A 13,581-nucleotide genomic window follows, 5' to 3' on the forward strand; every position below is an offset into this window, starting at 1 on the left:
GTTGCACGAGTGGGCTTGGCCGCAGATCGCAGCACTGCCCGTCTCCGGAGCAGCCTCCTGAGCATTCGCCTTCCCCTCAGCGTTGCCGCCAGCCTTGGCTTTTTAAGCCTCTGCAGCCTTCCGGCCTGGTCCCAGGCTGTGGTGCCAGCGGCTGAAGTCATCAGCGTTGAAGAGGTGGAGGAGAGCAGCGTTGAGTTAGAAGGCGCCTCCCCGATTCCCACCAAGCCGCTTCGAATCAACACCGGTTTGGTGACCATCGAGTCCGACCAGCAGCAGGCAGATCAGCAGACCGGCGTGATCACGGCCCGCGGCAATGTTCGAATCGTCTATCCCGATGAGCGGGTGGTTGCGACTGCACGCCAGGCCCAGTACTTCAGCAACGAGGGACGGGTTGTCTTAAGCGGGGATGTGGACATTCTTCAGGACGGCGGCAATTGGTTGCGGGCTGAGCAGGTCATCTACCTGGTGGATAGTGAGCGGATGCAGGCCATCCCAGCGCGCGGACAGCAGGTCTTCAGTCGCGTCGTCCTGCAAACCATTCCTAGCTCGGGCCCTGAGACGCCATGAGCCTGGTTCTTGACCGCGTCGCCCTGACGATCGGGGGGCGCCCCCTGGTCAAAGAGGTCAGCCTCAACCTCAATCCAGGTGAGGTGGTGGGTTTGCTCGGGCCAAACGGTGCAGGAAAAACCACCACCTTCAATTTGGTGACCGGATTGCTGCGTCCCGATTCAGGGGCGGTGACCATGGACGGCACCTGCGTGGCTGATTTTTCGATGCCGGAGCGCGCGCGCCTGGGCATCGGTTATCTGCCCCAGGAGGCCAGCGTCTTCCGAAGCCTGAGCGTTCAGGACAACCTGCTGCTGGCTCTTCAAGAAAGTGGGGCTTCCAAGGAGCAGCGACGGGAGCGGGTGGAGCAGTTGGTCGAGGACTTCCACCTCAAGCCGTTTCAACACCGCCTGGGCTACCAACTCTCCGGTGGTGAACGGCGACGCTGCGAAGTCGCACGGGCCCTTGCCGTGGGGCAAAGCGGTCCGCAATACCTGTTGTTGGATGAACCGTTTGCCGGCGTCGATCCTCTCGCTGTGTCCGATCTACAAACCTTGATTGCTGGTTTGCGAGATCGAGGCATGGGCGTTCTGATCACGGACCACAACGTGCGAGAGACCCTCTCGATCACTGACCGCGCCTACATCCTTACGGAGGGAAGCATCTTGGCCAGTGGTCCCTCCCGGGAGATGGCCAATGACCCTTTGGTGCGTCGCCACTACCTCGGAGAGGACTTCCGGCTGTGACGATCGCCCCGACCTGGACTGAGCCGTTGCGCCGGCAGTCCCAAAAGCTGCAGCGTCAGTGGAGATCCCTTCCTCTGTTGGATCGCTGGCTGTTTGCCGAGATGCTCGGGCCGTTGCTCTTTGGCATCGCTGCCTTTACGGCGGTTTCTTTGTCGGTCGGGGTGGTCTTTGAGCTAGTCCGCAAGGTGGCGGAAGCTGGCCTCCCGCTTTGGGCCGCTGGCAAAGTTCTTGCCCTCCGCATGCCGGGTTTCCTCGTTCTGTCGTTCCCGATGGCGACGTTGATGGCCACCTTGTTGGCCTTCAGTCGTCTCTCCGGAAGCAGCGAACTCACGGCCTTGCGCAGTATCGGCGTGAAGACCTGGCGCATGGTCGTCCCCGCCCTGGTCATGGCTGCCCTGATGACGGTGCTGACGTTCGTCTTTAACGATGTCATCGTTCCAAGTGCGAACTATTCAGCCTCGAACGTTCTCGACAGTGCCCTTGGGCGTGCCCTCTCCGCACAGACCGGTAAAAACGTCGTCTATTCCCGCTTCGGCCGGATCACCCCCAAGGAACCCGGTGGGAATGCCGGAGAGGGTTTGACCCAGCTTTTCTATGCCAAGGAATTCAAGAATGGAGAAATGCAGGGGGTCACCCTGCTCGATTTCTCCCGTGAAGACCAACAGCAGGTCCTGACGGCCAACACCGCGGTCTGGGATGAGAACAGGGCGATGTGGGAGTTCCGGAACGGCCGCATCCTCAATATCGACGCCGCGAACAACTTCACCACCTCGGCCAACTACACGAGCTACTACTACCCATTCACTCGGGCACCGCAGGATGTGGGAATGCTTCCCAGTGATGCGGCCCAGATGACCGTGGCCCAGGCGCGCCGTGCCGAAGCCTTGCTGATTCAGGCGGGTGATCAAAAGGAAGCGCGCCGCCTACGGGTTCGCATCCAAGAGAAATTTGCCTTCCCCGCGATTTGCCTGGTGTTCGGTTTGATTGGCAGCAGCCTTGGGGTCAGGCCCAATTCCCGCACGAGCCGAAGCCAGGGCTTTGGCATCAGCGTCCTGTTGATCTTTGGCTACTACTTGATGTCATTCATCTTTAGCTCTCTTGGCATCAAGGGCACCCTTTATCCGTTTTTCGCAGCCTGGCTACCGGTCCTGATTGGTCTCGGTGGCGGTCTTGTTCTGCTTCGCAAGGCAAGCCGCTGATCCTGTCGCTGGCGCGGCAGACTGGTGCACATCTTTGATCTCGTCAGCGGTTTCGTGACCGATCCGGTTCTTGCGCTTGGCCTTTCAGCCTTCGCGCTGCTGCTCCTGGCCCTTCCCCTGTCGTTCTGGAGCGTGAGTGGTGCCGGTCAAGGCAGCACCGTTGTTCGTCTTCTGGTGGCGACGGCCAATTTGGCGTTGACCGCCCAGTTGGTCTTGCGCTGGTGGCAGTCGGGTCACTTCCCGATCAGCAATCTTTACGAATCGCTCTGCTTCCTGGCTTGGGCCTGCACCCTGACTCAATTGCTGGTGGAGCGCACCTACCGCTCCCCCCTGGTGGCGGCATCCGCCACGCCGATGGGTCTGGGCTGCGTGGCCTTCGCCTCCTTTGCCCTGCCTGATCAACTGCAACAAGCGGCACCACTGGTCCCCGCCTTGCGCTCCAGTTGGTTGGTCATGCACGTCAGCGTGATCATGGTCAGCTATGCCGCCTTGCTGGTCGGATCCCTGCTGTCGATGGCGGTTCTCTTCACAGATCGCGGCCAAGCCTTGGAACTGCGCAGTAGTTCCATTGGCAGCGGTGGTTTTCGCCAAGCGCGGCTGGCCGCTGATGGAGCACCCGCCGACCTCTCCTTGAGCAGTGCGTCCCTGTCATTGAGCGAGCAGCTCGACAGCCTCAGCTACCGCACCATCACCGTCGGTTTCTTGTTGCTGTCCGTTGGCATCGTCAGCGGTGCGGTCTGGGCCAATGAGGCCTGGGGAAGCTGGTGGAGTTGGGATCCCAAGGAAACTTGGGCCTTGATTTGTTGGCTGGTGTACGCCGCTTATTTGCACACCCGCCTGAGCCGTGGCTGGCAAGGACGTCGCCCTGCACTGGTTGCTGTGGCTGGATTTGTTGTGATCTGCGTCTGCTACATCGGTGTCAACTTGCTGGGCATTGGTTTGCACAGCTATGGCTGGTTTTTTTAGCTGACTTGCGCTGCTAGATAGGTCCACTTAAGACACAAAAAAGCCCCGGCATGCCGGGGCTTTCGCGTTGGACTCTTTGGGAAGCTCAGGGACGCTTGCTGTTGCGAATGCCGGTGATGGCGTCGGCGTAGCTGGGCTGGTTGAACACGCCAGAGCCGCTGACGATGGCGTTTGCGCCAGCTTCGATCACTTTCCAGGCGTTCTCGGCCTTGATGCCACCATCGACTTCGATCCAGGGATCGAGGCCCTTGTCGTCGCACATCCGACGCAGGTCACGGATCTTTTGCACCTGGCTTTCGATGAAGCTCTGGCCACCGAAACCGGGGTTGACACTCATCACCAGCACCAGATCGCAGAGCTCGAGGCAGTACTCGAGGGTGTCAATCGGGGTGCCGGGGTTAAGGACAGCGCCAGCCATCTTGCCGAGGTCTTTGATTTGACCGAGGTTGCGGTGCAGGTGCGGGCAAGCTTCGACTTGGACGGAGATGATGTCGGCACCGGCCTTCGCGAAGTCAGGGACGTACTTCTCGGGCTCGACGATCATCAGGTGAACATCGAGGGGCTTCTTGGTGACCGGTCGCAGGGCCTCGACGATCATCGGTCCGATGGTGATGTTGGGGACAAAGCGTCCGTCCATCACATCCACGTGGATCCAGTCCGCACCCGCCTCATCCACAGCGCGTACGTCATCACCTAGCCGGGAAAAGTCCGCGGAGAGGATCGAAGGGGAGATCACCAGTGACTTGGTGCTCATGGGCGCAACCGCGGCTGAACAGGGTTCGATTGTAGGAATCACCCTGGCTGCCCTTCAGGCCAAAGACGGAACTCGGTTCACCAGGAAGCACTGATACAGTGAGCGGCGCTTAAAGCCCGAGAGGCCCTGCTGCCGCTGGACTTCCACTCAATGATCGGCTCTATGGGCCGTCAGCGCAGTGTCCCAGCCCCCCAGATGCCTCTCTGCGCTTCATCCCTTCCCATCGCCGGACCGCCGTGGATCGCACCCTGATTCAAGAAATTCTCGAGGTTGTTGAGCAGGCAGGCATTGCTTCCGCCAAGCTCACCGGCATGGGCCTCAAGAACGAGGCAGACGCAGCCGCCGTGGAGGCGATGCGTGAGCGCATGTACAAGATCCAGATGCAGGGCCGCATCGTGATCGGCGAGGGTGAGCGCGACGAAGCTCCCATGCTGTACATCGGCGAAGAAGTGGGCAGCGGCACCGGCCCTGGCGTTGACTTCGCTGTCGATCCCTGCGAAGGCACCAACCTGTGTGCCAACAGCCAGCGCGGCTCCATGGCCGTTCTCGCCGCCTCCGATCGCGGTGGCTTGTTCAACGCCCCCGACTTCTACATGAAGAAGCTGGCTGCTCCCCCGGCAGCCAAGGGCAAGGTTGACATCAACAAGTCGGCCACTGAAAACATCAAGATCCTGAGCGAGTGCCTCGGCCTCCCCGCTGACGAGCTGGTGATCGTGGTCATGGACCGTGCCCGCCATAAAGACCTGATCAAAGAGATCCGTGCGACCGGCGCTCGCGTCCAGCCCATCTCTGATGGTGACGTCCAAGCTGCCATCGCCTGCGGCTTCGCTGGCACCGGCACGCATTGCCTGATGGGCATTGGCGCCGCTCCCGAAGGTGTGATCTCAGCCGCTGCTCTGCGCGCCCTGGGTGGTCACTTCCAAGGTCAGCTGGTTTATGACCCTGCAGTGGCTCAGACCTCCGAATGGGAAGGCCTGACCAAGGAAGGCAACCTGGCCCGACTGGCCGAGATGGGCATCACCGACCCCGATCGCGTCTACGAAGCCAATGAGTTGGCCTGTGGTGAGAACGTCGTCTTTGCTGCCACCGGTATCACCGACGGTCTGCTGTTTGACGGCGTCAAGTTTGAGAAGGACTGCACCCGCACCAGCTCCCTGGTGATCAGCACCCTCGACAACACCGCCCGCTTCACCACCACGGTGCACATCAAGGACGGCGCCCAGAGCATCGCTCTGCGCTGATCAATCGATCAGTTCAAGCCGGGTCTTCTCGCGGAGTCCCGGCTTTCTTTTTAGCCGTTCCTGTTGCGCACCCCAGGGTCAACCTTCATGCACATCGCCGTCGTCGGACTCAGTCACCGAACGGCCCCGGTTGAGATCCGGGAACGTCTCAGCATTGCTGAGCAGAGCATGGAGGACTCCCTCCAGCGCCTTCGGGCGGATGAGCAGGTCCTCGAGGCCTCGATTCTGAGCACCTGTAATCGTCTCGAGATTTACACCCTGCTTCGCAACCCTGAGCAGGGGGTTTCAGCCGTTGGCAGTTTTCTCTCTCAGCATTCCGGACTTGAGCTCTCTGAGCTCATGCCCCATCTTTTCGCCTACCACCACGAAGAAGCCATCGGGCATCTGATGCGCGTGGCGGCCGGCCTGGACTCCCTGGTCCTTGGTGAGGGTCAGATCCTCTCCCAAGTCAAAAAGATGTACCGCTTGGGCCAGGAGCATCGCTCCATTGGTCCGATCCTCAACCGGCTGCTCAACCAGGCCGTCAGCACTGGCAAGCGAGTGCGCTCTGAGACCAATCTTGGTACCGGCGCTGTGTCCATTAGCTCCGCCGCCGTCGAGCTCGCCCAGCTCAAGGTCGGTCAGGCCCGGGGCATTGATGATCTGGTTCCCCTGGATCAAGAACAAATCGCCGTGGTGGGCGCCGGTCGAATGGCCCGGCTATTGCTCCAACATCTCCAGGCCAAGGGGGCGAGCGGCGTCGTTCTGTTGAACCGCACCGTATCCCGCGCCGAGGAGATGGCGGCTGACTTCCCAGCTCTGCCGGTCCAGTGCCGTCCCCTCACCGATCTGAACCACTGCCTGAGCACCTGTTCACTGGTCTTCACCAGCACGGGTGCAGACGATCCGATCATCACTGCCGAGCGTCTTGGCCAACTGAACCGGCGCTCTTCACTGATGTTGGTGGACATCGGTGTCCCACGGAACATCTCTGCTGATGTCTCGGAGCTGAGCGGCATCGCGGCCTATGACGTTGATGACCTCCAGGAGGTCGTGGCCCGTAATCAGGAAGCCCGCCGTGAGATTGCAGCGGAGGCCGAGGGGATGCTCCAGCAAGAGGGTCAGCAGTTCATTGAGTGGTGGGACGGACTCGAGGCCGTTCCAGTGGCCAACAGGCTGCGAATGCAACTGGAGTCATTCCGCGAGCAGGAGCTTCAAAAAGCCTTGAGTCGGATGGGTCCAGATCTTTCAGCGCGGGAGCGGAAGGTCGTGGAAGCCTTGAGCAAAGGCATCATTAACAAAATCCTGCACGGACCGGTTACGAAATTGCGGGCACCCCAACCCCGTCAACAGCGCCACCAGGCCATGAAGGTCGTTCAGGACCTCTTCGATTTGGATGACCTGCAGAGCTGAGATCAGCTTGGTTTTTCCAGGGATCGAGGCTATTGCGGCAAAACCCGTACCAATTCCCGCCAATCTGCTCCAAAAGTCTTGGAGCGGCCTCAAGAATCGCTTAACGTCGCCGTGCTTTTAGGCGTAGAGGGAAGCGATGAAGCGAGTTCTGGCGATCATTCTGGGCGGTGGCGCGGGCACCCGCCTTTACCCTCTGACCAAGATGCGGGCGAAGCCCGCCGTTCCCCTGGCCGGCAAATATCGCCTGATTGATATCCCCATTAGCAATTGCATCAACTCGGACATCAACAAGATGTACGTGTTGACCCAGTTCAATAGCGCTTCACTCAACCGCCACCTCAGCCAGAGTTACAACCTCTCTTCCGGATTCGGCCAGGGTTTCGTGGAAGTGCTGGCGGCCCAGCAAACCCCTGAGAGTCCCAGTTGGTTCGAGGGAACTGCCGATGCAGTGCGGAAGTACCAGTGGCTTTTCCAGGAATGGGACGTCGACCACTACCTGATCCTCTCCGGTGACCAGCTCTACCGGATGGATTACAGCGAGTTTGTCAATCACCACATCGCTACCGGTGCCAACGTCAGCATCGGAGCGTTGCCCGTGGATGCGTCTCAAGCAGAAGCCTTTGGCTTGATGCATACCGATGAGAAGGGCAAGATCCGCGAGTTTCGAGAGAAGCCCAAGGGTGATGCTCTCAAGCAGATGTGGGTTGACACCTCACGCCTGGGCCTCTCCGCTGACGAAGCCGAGAAGCGTCCCTACCTCGCTTCCATGGGGATCTATGTCTTCAGTCGCGAGACCCTGTTTGACCTCCTGGCCAAGAACCCCAGCGCAACCGACTTTGGTAAGGAGCTCATCCCGGCTGCTCTGGAACGGGGCGACCACATCCAGAGCTACCTCTTTGATGACTATTGGGAAGACATCGGAACCATCGGTGCCTTCTACGAAGCCAACCTGGCCCTGACTGATCAACCGAACCCCGCCTTCTCGTTCTACGAGGAATCCTTCCCGATCTATACCCGTCCTCGCTACTTGCCCCCCAGCAAGTTGCTGGATTCTCAGGTCACCCAATCGATCATTGGCGAAGGTTCGATCCTCAAGGCCTGCAGCGTTCACCACTGCGTCCTCGGTGTCCGCAGCCGTGTTGAGGAGGATGCGGTCCTCCAGGACACGTTGGTGATGGGCAATGACTTCTTCGAGTCGTCCTCTGATCGCAATGCCCTACGTCATCGGGGCGGCACCCCCGTGGGCGTTGGCCGTGGAACCACGGTGAAGCGCGCGATCCTCGACAAGAACGCCCGCATCGGTGACAACGTCACCATCGTCAATAAGGACAACATTGACGAAGCGGATCGGCCTGAGCTCGGCTTCTACATCCGCAACGGCATTGTTGTTGTTGTGAAGAACGCCACCATTCCTGACAACACTGTCATCTAGTCCTGACCCCACGGACTTGGCTAAACCTCCCTGGACATCCAGGGAGGTTTTTTGTGCCTGTTCTCCCTGTTTCAGTGTTCCCCAACATCCGTTCACGCATCCAGAGGGCTCCGCCAGACTGGTGACATCGGACACATCAAAGCTCCATGGACAAGGCCCATTTCGGCTTGATCGGTCTCGGTGTGATGGGCGAGAACCTGGTGCTCAACGCTGAGCGCAATGGCTTCTCAAGCGTGGTCTACAACCGCACGTACGCCAAAACAGAAGAATTCCTGGCCGGCCGTGGAGCGGGGAAAAACATCGTTGGCTCCTCCAGCCTGGAGGACTTTGTCAGCAAGCTTCAGCACCCCCGCCGGATCCTGATGATGGTCAAGGCCGGTCCAGCGGTGGATGCGGTCATCCAAGAGATCTCCCCCTACCTCGAAGCCGGTGATCTGTTGATCGATGGCGGGAACTCCGAATACCGCGACACCGAGCGCCGTGTGGCTGAGCTGGAGAGCAAGAGCTTTGGCTTTATCGGGATGGGTGTCTCCGGTGGAGCTAAGGGGGCTCTGGAGGGGCCGAGCATGATGCCCGGTGGGACCAAGGCCTCCTACGACGCCATCGAGAGCTTGGTCTGCAAGATGGCCGCCCAGGTGGAGGACGGTCCCTGTGTCACCTACATCGGCCCCGGCGGTTCCGGCCACTTCGTTAAAACCGTCCACAACGGCATTGAGTACGGGATCGAGCAGATCCTTGCCGAGGCCTACGACCTGCTCAAGCGTGTGGGCGGTCATGACGGCACCCAAATGGCTGAGATCTTCCGCCACTGGAACGGCACAGAAGAGCTGGCCTCTTATCTCGTTGAGATCACCGAGGTCTGCTTGCGCACGAAGGACCCCAGTGATGGGACTGATCTAGTCGAGAAGATCGTCGATCAGGCCGGGCAAAAGGGCACCGGACTCTGGACCGTGGTCAGCGCGCTTCAGATGGGTGCCTCGGTCCCCACGATCTACGCCGCACTGAACGGCAGGGTCATGAGCTCGATGAAGTCTCAGCGCACGGCGGCTGAATCAATCCTGCATGGACCGGCTGTCAAAGGGTTCGACCTCGTCAATGCCGCCGATGGAACAGGTCCCCTGATGGATGCCGTCGTCCTGGCCTGTGTGGCGAGCTATGCCCAGGGGATGGAGCTGCTGCGGATCGCTTCCGCCGAGCATGACTACAACCTCAACATGCCCTCCATTGCTCAGATCTGGAAGGGGGGTTGCATCATCCGCGCGCGCCTGCTCAAGCGCATTCAAGATGCCTTCAACGCCGATCCTCAATTGGTGAATCTGTTGATCGACCCCTGGTTTGCCGAGCAGGTCAACCGACGCCTGCCGGGTTTGGCCAAGGTGGTCGCTGGAGCTGCAGAAGCGGGGATCCCCGTGCCCTGCCTCAGCAGCACGCTCGACTACATCAACAGCTATCGCACGGCTCGTCTTCCCCAAAACCTGGTGCAGGCCATGCGCGATTGCTTTGGCTCGCACACCTATCAACGGGTGGATCAAGAGGGCACCTTCCACACCGAATGGCTCGATTGAGGCAGGGGCAATGACCACCTACCGCATTGAACGGGCACGGGACGCCCAGCATCTGGCCCGGATCGCGGCCCAGACCATTGCCTCCCATCTCGATCTCGCCCTGGATCAACGGGATCGCGCTCAACTTGCCCTCTCAGGCGGCAGTACCCCTGCGGTTGCCTATGGCCTGTTGGGCCAGGAACATCTGCCCTGGGAGCGGGTCGACGTCTTTCTTGGGGATGAGCGTTGGGTGGATGGCGACGATCCCTCTAGCAATGCTCGGATGCTGAGGCAATCTTTGCTGAAGGAAGCGCCGGGCAGCCATGCCGCCTTTCATCCTGTCCCGACGGTTAGTTTGCCGACCCCAGAGGATAGTGCTGCGGCCTTCCAGGCAGCAATCGAGAAGGTCTGTCCTGGCGAACCACCGATCTTTGATCTGATGGTTCTCGGCCTAGGTGAAGACGGTCATACGGCGTCCCTCTTTCCAGGGACCGAGGCGCCGACCATCACGGATCGCTGGACCGCGATCGGACGGGGTAAAGGGCTCGAGCGCATCACCTTGACTGCACCTGTGCTGAGTGCATCCCGCCAGGTGATTTTCCTGGTGAGCGGCGCGGGCAAGTCTCAGGCCCTGGCACGTCTACTGGATCCCGCGGAATCCCCCCAAAGGACTCCGGCCAAGCTGGTGACTCCTCGCACGGAGGTTCTGGTGCTGGCCGATGAGGCTGCGCTGGAGGGGGTGCCTGCGGCAGGCTGAGGGCATGTCCGCTTGGATCGCGTCCATGGTTGCCCCGCTGGTGCTGGCAAACGGAGCTGACTTCCCGGGATGGCAATCCCTGAACGACACCATCATGGGCGGCCGCAGTCAGGGCCAGTGCAGAGCGACAGCTGATGGCCTGCTGATGGAGGCCTTTGTGGAGTCCGAGGGTGGCGGCTTTGTCAGTTGCCGCTCCCCTGTGCTGGATCCAGCCCGCGATCTCTCGTCCTACGGCGCCATCGAGCTGCAGCTTGATGGCGATGGTCGTCGTTACAAGCTCGCCATCGCTTGCCGCGATGGTGTGGGCGGATTGACTGAGCTGATTCCAGGGGGATTGCGCTGGGTCGCTGAATTCTCAACTCGACCGAGCGGAACCACGGTGGTGACGATTCCGTTCAATCGACTCACTCCCAGCGTGCGTGCGACCCCCATTGGCTTCCCGCTTCGCTTCGATCCCGCTCGTGTGACACGCATCCAGGTCCTTCATTCCAAATTTGGAGACGTGGGTGGCCGGAATCCAGGCTTCCGGCCGGGCCCCCTGCGGCTGCTGATCCGCTCCATTCGTGCAGTGGCCTGATTGACCCGTGGAGTTCGAACCCCTGCTCAGTGAACTGGCCAAGGCGGCTGACGTCTGCCTCAAGCCCTATCGCCATGCCCTTCGTTTCAGTGGTGAGCCTCCGTCAACGGTCGGAGACTGCAGTGACTGCTGTCTGCTGATCGAGGCCCGCGACGCTGAGGGAGTGCGTCACCCAGATCGCGATCTGGAGCTCGAGATCTACCGCAGTGGTGAGGAGCTGAATCTGATGCTGAGCATGGTGGCGGATGAGGAATCACCAATGCTCTGGCACGGCAGCCACCCGGTCTGGATGCAGTCCAACTCTGGAGAACGCTGCGAGCGTCCCAGCGCCGGCGCCCCCCTGGAGGCCCTCTGCCGGCGCATCCGTGCCCTGATTGCCGGCGAGGCTTAGAGGTCGGGCTGGTCTGTGACCGCTCCTTTGCTACTGGAGCTCACTAGCCGGGCGTACTTACCCAGCACACCCGTGCGGTAACGGGGTTCAGGCTTGCTCCAAGCCGCACGACGGGAGGCCAATTCGCTCTCATCAACATTCAGTTGAATCAACAGCTGCTTGGCATCGACCGTGATGCTGTCGCCTTCATGGATCAGGCCGATGTTGCCACCGACGGCAGCCTCTGGGGCCACGTGGCCGATCACCAGGCCGTAGGACCCCCCTGAAAAGCGTCCATCGGTAATCAAGGCCACTTTGTCGAGCAGGCCTTGACCCACGATGGCCGAGGTGGGGGAAAGCATTTCGCGCATGCCGGGACCGCCGACAGGACCTTCGTTGCGCACCACGACCACATCACCCGCATTGATCCGCTTGTCGAGGATGGCCTCGAGGCAGGTCTCTTCACTTTCGAACACCCGAGCAGGGCCGGTGATCACGGGATTTTTGACACCACTGATCTTGGCCACGGCTCCTTCTTGGGCCAGGTTGCCCTTGAGAATCGCCAAATGCCCTTTGGCGTAGAGGGGATTGCTCAGAGGCCGTATGACGTCTTGGTCCGCGGCAGGAACGGATGGCACATTCGCGAGGGTTTCCTTCAGGGTTTTGCCTTCAATCGTGCGGCACTCGCCATGGAGCAGACCTGCATCGAGGAGCAGCTTCATCACCTGGGGGATCCCCCCGGCTTGATGGAGATCGACGGTGACGTAGCGACCGCTGGGCTTGAGATCGCAGATCACCGGGACCCGCTCGCGAATCCGCTCAAAGTCATCGATGCTCAGTTCGACGCCAGCAGTGCGTGCAATGGCCAGTAGGTGCAGGACCGAGTTTGTGGAGCCGCCCACGGCCATGATCACGCTGATGGCGTTCTCGAAGGCCTCACGGGTCAGAAGGTCCAGGGGGCGGATATCGGCCTTGATCGCCTCGACCAGGACCTCAGCACTGCGGGCAGCGCTCTCCGCTTTTTCTGGATCCTCGGCGGCCATGGTCGAGCTGTAGGGCAGGCTCAAGCCCATCGTCTCGATCGCCGCACTCATGGTGTTGGCGGTGAACATGCCGCCGCAGCTCCCCGCACCGGGACAGGCATTTTTTTCGATTTCGGTGAGGCGTTCCTCATCGATCTGGCCACTGGTGAGCTGACCGACGGCCTCAAAGGCACTGACAACGGTCAGATCACAACCGCCCAACTTGCCCGGCTTGATTGTGCCGCCATAGACAAAGACAGACGGGATGTTCATCCGCGCCATCGCCAACATGGCGCCGGGCATGTTCTTGTCACAGCCGCCAACGGCCAGGACCCCGTCCATGGACTCGCCGTTGCACGCCGTTTCAATCGCATCAGCAATCACTTCGCGGCTCACCAGGGAGTACTTCATTCCCTCGGTGCCCATCGAAATGCCGTCGCTGACGGTGATGGTGCCGAACATCTGTGGCATCGCCCCGGCCTCGAGGGCTGCCTGCTCCGCACGCCTGGCTAGGTCATCGAGACCGACATTGCAGGGCGTGATCGTGCTGTAGCCGTTGGCAATGCCAATGATCGGCTTGTTGAAGTCAGCATCCCCAAAACCGACAGCCCGCAACATGGCGCGGTTGGGGGAGCGCTGAATGCCCTGGGTAATCGCGGCGGAGCGGAGCATGGCTGCGGTTTGATCTCAACAGCAACCTACCGAGGAGCCTGATCAGCTCTGGGGGCTTAGGCCTTCGAGTTGCCGGCGAACATCCTCAATCGCTTGGTTCAGTTGCTGAACCTTGTCCTGCAGTTCGTGTTCTCGGACCACGGGGCTTTCGCTGTTGGGGTCGAAGGCCTGCTCGTCGTGATCGGTCAGACGGCTGAGCCGCAGGCTGCGCTCTTGGCGGGTGTGCTGCTGGCGCCGTTCTGCTTCTGAGTAGAGCCACCATGCGAAACCAGCCGCACCAATCACTGCACCAGCCAAGAGGGTGCCCAGAGATCCGGAACCGCCGTCTCGGTTGGACATAGCTGCAGGTCGAGGGTCTGAGGA

14 protein-coding genes are annotated in these 13,581 nt (G+C 60.6%); 11 read left to right on the top strand and 3 right to left on the bottom strand.

Annotation, left to right across the window (positions count from 1 at the left end; genetic code table 11):
- Positions 1-9: 9 nt before the first annotated feature.
- From MY494_RS01360 to ccsB, 4 genes are read left to right on the top strand one after another with little or no spacing between them, the layout of a single operon-like run.
- Positions 10-567, top strand: coding sequence for an LptA/OstA family protein (locus MY494_RS01360; protein ID WP_247910954.1), 558 nt, complete (start codon positions 10-12; stop codon positions 565-567).
- On the top strand, positions 564-1,292 hold the full coding sequence (gene lptB / locus MY494_RS01365; protein WP_247910955.1) for an LPS export ABC transporter ATP-binding protein: 729 nt from the start codon (positions 564-566) through the stop codon (positions 1,290-1,292). The genes MY494_RS01360 and lptB overlap by 4 nt, the downstream gene beginning before the upstream one ends.
- Positions 1,289-2,491 (top strand): LptF/LptG family permease, encoded by a 1,203-nt coding sequence (locus MY494_RS01370; RefSeq protein WP_247910956.1) that lies wholly within the window; start codon positions 1,289-1,291, stop codon positions 2,489-2,491. Before lptB ends, MY494_RS01370 begins: the two co-directional genes overlap by 4 nt.
- Before the next feature lie 24 nt (positions 2,492-2,515).
- Positions 2,516-3,457 carry a c-type cytochrome biogenesis protein CcsB gene (gene ccsB / locus MY494_RS01375; protein ID WP_371820642.1) on the top strand — a complete coding sequence of 314 codons (942 nt, stop codon included), beginning with the start codon at positions 2,516-2,518 and terminating at the stop codon, positions 3,455-3,457.
- Positions 3,458-3,542: 85 nt separating this feature from the next.
- Here ccsB and rpe read toward each other — a convergent pair whose 3' ends face one another.
- The gene (rpe, locus tag MY494_RS01380; protein WP_247910957.1) at positions 3,543-4,211 is read right to left on the bottom strand and encodes a ribulose-phosphate 3-epimerase; all 669 of its coding nucleotides are present in this window, start codon (positions 4,209-4,211) and stop codon (positions 3,543-3,545) included.
- A gap of 236 nt (positions 4,212-4,447) precedes the next feature.
- On the opposite strand from rpe, the gene glpX reads away from it, so the two are divergent.
- From glpX to MY494_RS01415, 7 genes are all read left to right on the top strand, one after another.
- Positions 4,448-5,452 carry a class II fructose-bisphosphatase gene (gene glpX / locus MY494_RS01385; RefSeq protein ID WP_247910958.1) on the top strand — a complete coding sequence of 335 codons (1,005 nt, stop codon included), beginning with the start codon at positions 4,448-4,450 and terminating at the stop codon, positions 5,450-5,452.
- Positions 5,453-5,539: 87 nt separating this feature from the next.
- Positions 5,540-6,844, top strand: coding sequence for a glutamyl-tRNA reductase (locus MY494_RS01390; RefSeq protein WP_247910959.1), 1,305 nt, complete (start codon positions 5,540-5,542; stop codon positions 6,842-6,844).
- Positions 6,845-6,980: 136 nt separating this feature from the next.
- A complete protein-coding gene (locus MY494_RS01395) occupies positions 6,981-8,276 on the top strand; it encodes a glucose-1-phosphate adenylyltransferase (protein ID WP_247910960.1) in 1,296 nt (431 codons plus the stop codon).
- 146 nt (positions 8,277-8,422) lie between these two features.
- On the top strand, positions 8,423-9,841 hold the full coding sequence (gene gndA, locus MY494_RS01400; protein WP_247910961.1) for an NADP-dependent phosphogluconate dehydrogenase: 1,419 nt from the start codon (positions 8,423-8,425) through the stop codon (positions 9,839-9,841).
- Between the two features lie 10 nt (positions 9,842-9,851).
- A complete protein-coding gene (gene pgl, locus MY494_RS01405; RefSeq protein ID WP_247910962.1) occupies positions 9,852-10,577 on the top strand; it encodes a 6-phosphogluconolactonase in 726 nt (241 codons plus the stop codon).
- 4 nt (positions 10,578-10,581) lie between these two features.
- Entirely contained in the window at positions 10,582-11,154 is a 573-nt protein-coding gene (locus MY494_RS01410; RefSeq protein ID WP_247910963.1) for a CIA30 family protein, read from the top strand.
- Between the two features lie 7 nt (positions 11,155-11,161).
- Positions 11,162-11,545, top strand: coding sequence for a hypothetical protein (locus tag MY494_RS01415; RefSeq protein WP_247910964.1), 384 nt, complete (start codon positions 11,162-11,164; stop codon positions 11,543-11,545).
- Here MY494_RS01415 and ilvD read toward each other — a convergent pair.
- Positions 11,542-13,218, bottom strand: a complete 1,677-nt coding sequence (ilvD, locus tag MY494_RS01420; RefSeq protein WP_247910965.1) for a dihydroxy-acid dehydratase — start codon at positions 13,216-13,218, stop codon at positions 11,542-11,544. The genes MY494_RS01415 and ilvD overlap by 4 nt on opposite strands.
- A gap of 42 nt (positions 13,219-13,260) precedes the next feature.
- On the bottom strand, positions 13,261-13,557 hold the full coding sequence (locus tag MY494_RS01425; protein ID WP_247910966.1) for a hypothetical protein: 297 nt from the start codon (positions 13,555-13,557) through the stop codon (positions 13,261-13,263).
- Positions 13,558-13,581 lie beyond the last annotated feature (24 nt).

Origin of the sequence: Synechococcus sp. A10-1-5-1, from assembly GCF_023115425.1 — a bacterium.
Taxonomy (GTDB): Bacteria; Cyanobacteriota; Cyanobacteriia; order PCC-6307; family Cyanobiaceae; genus Vulcanococcus.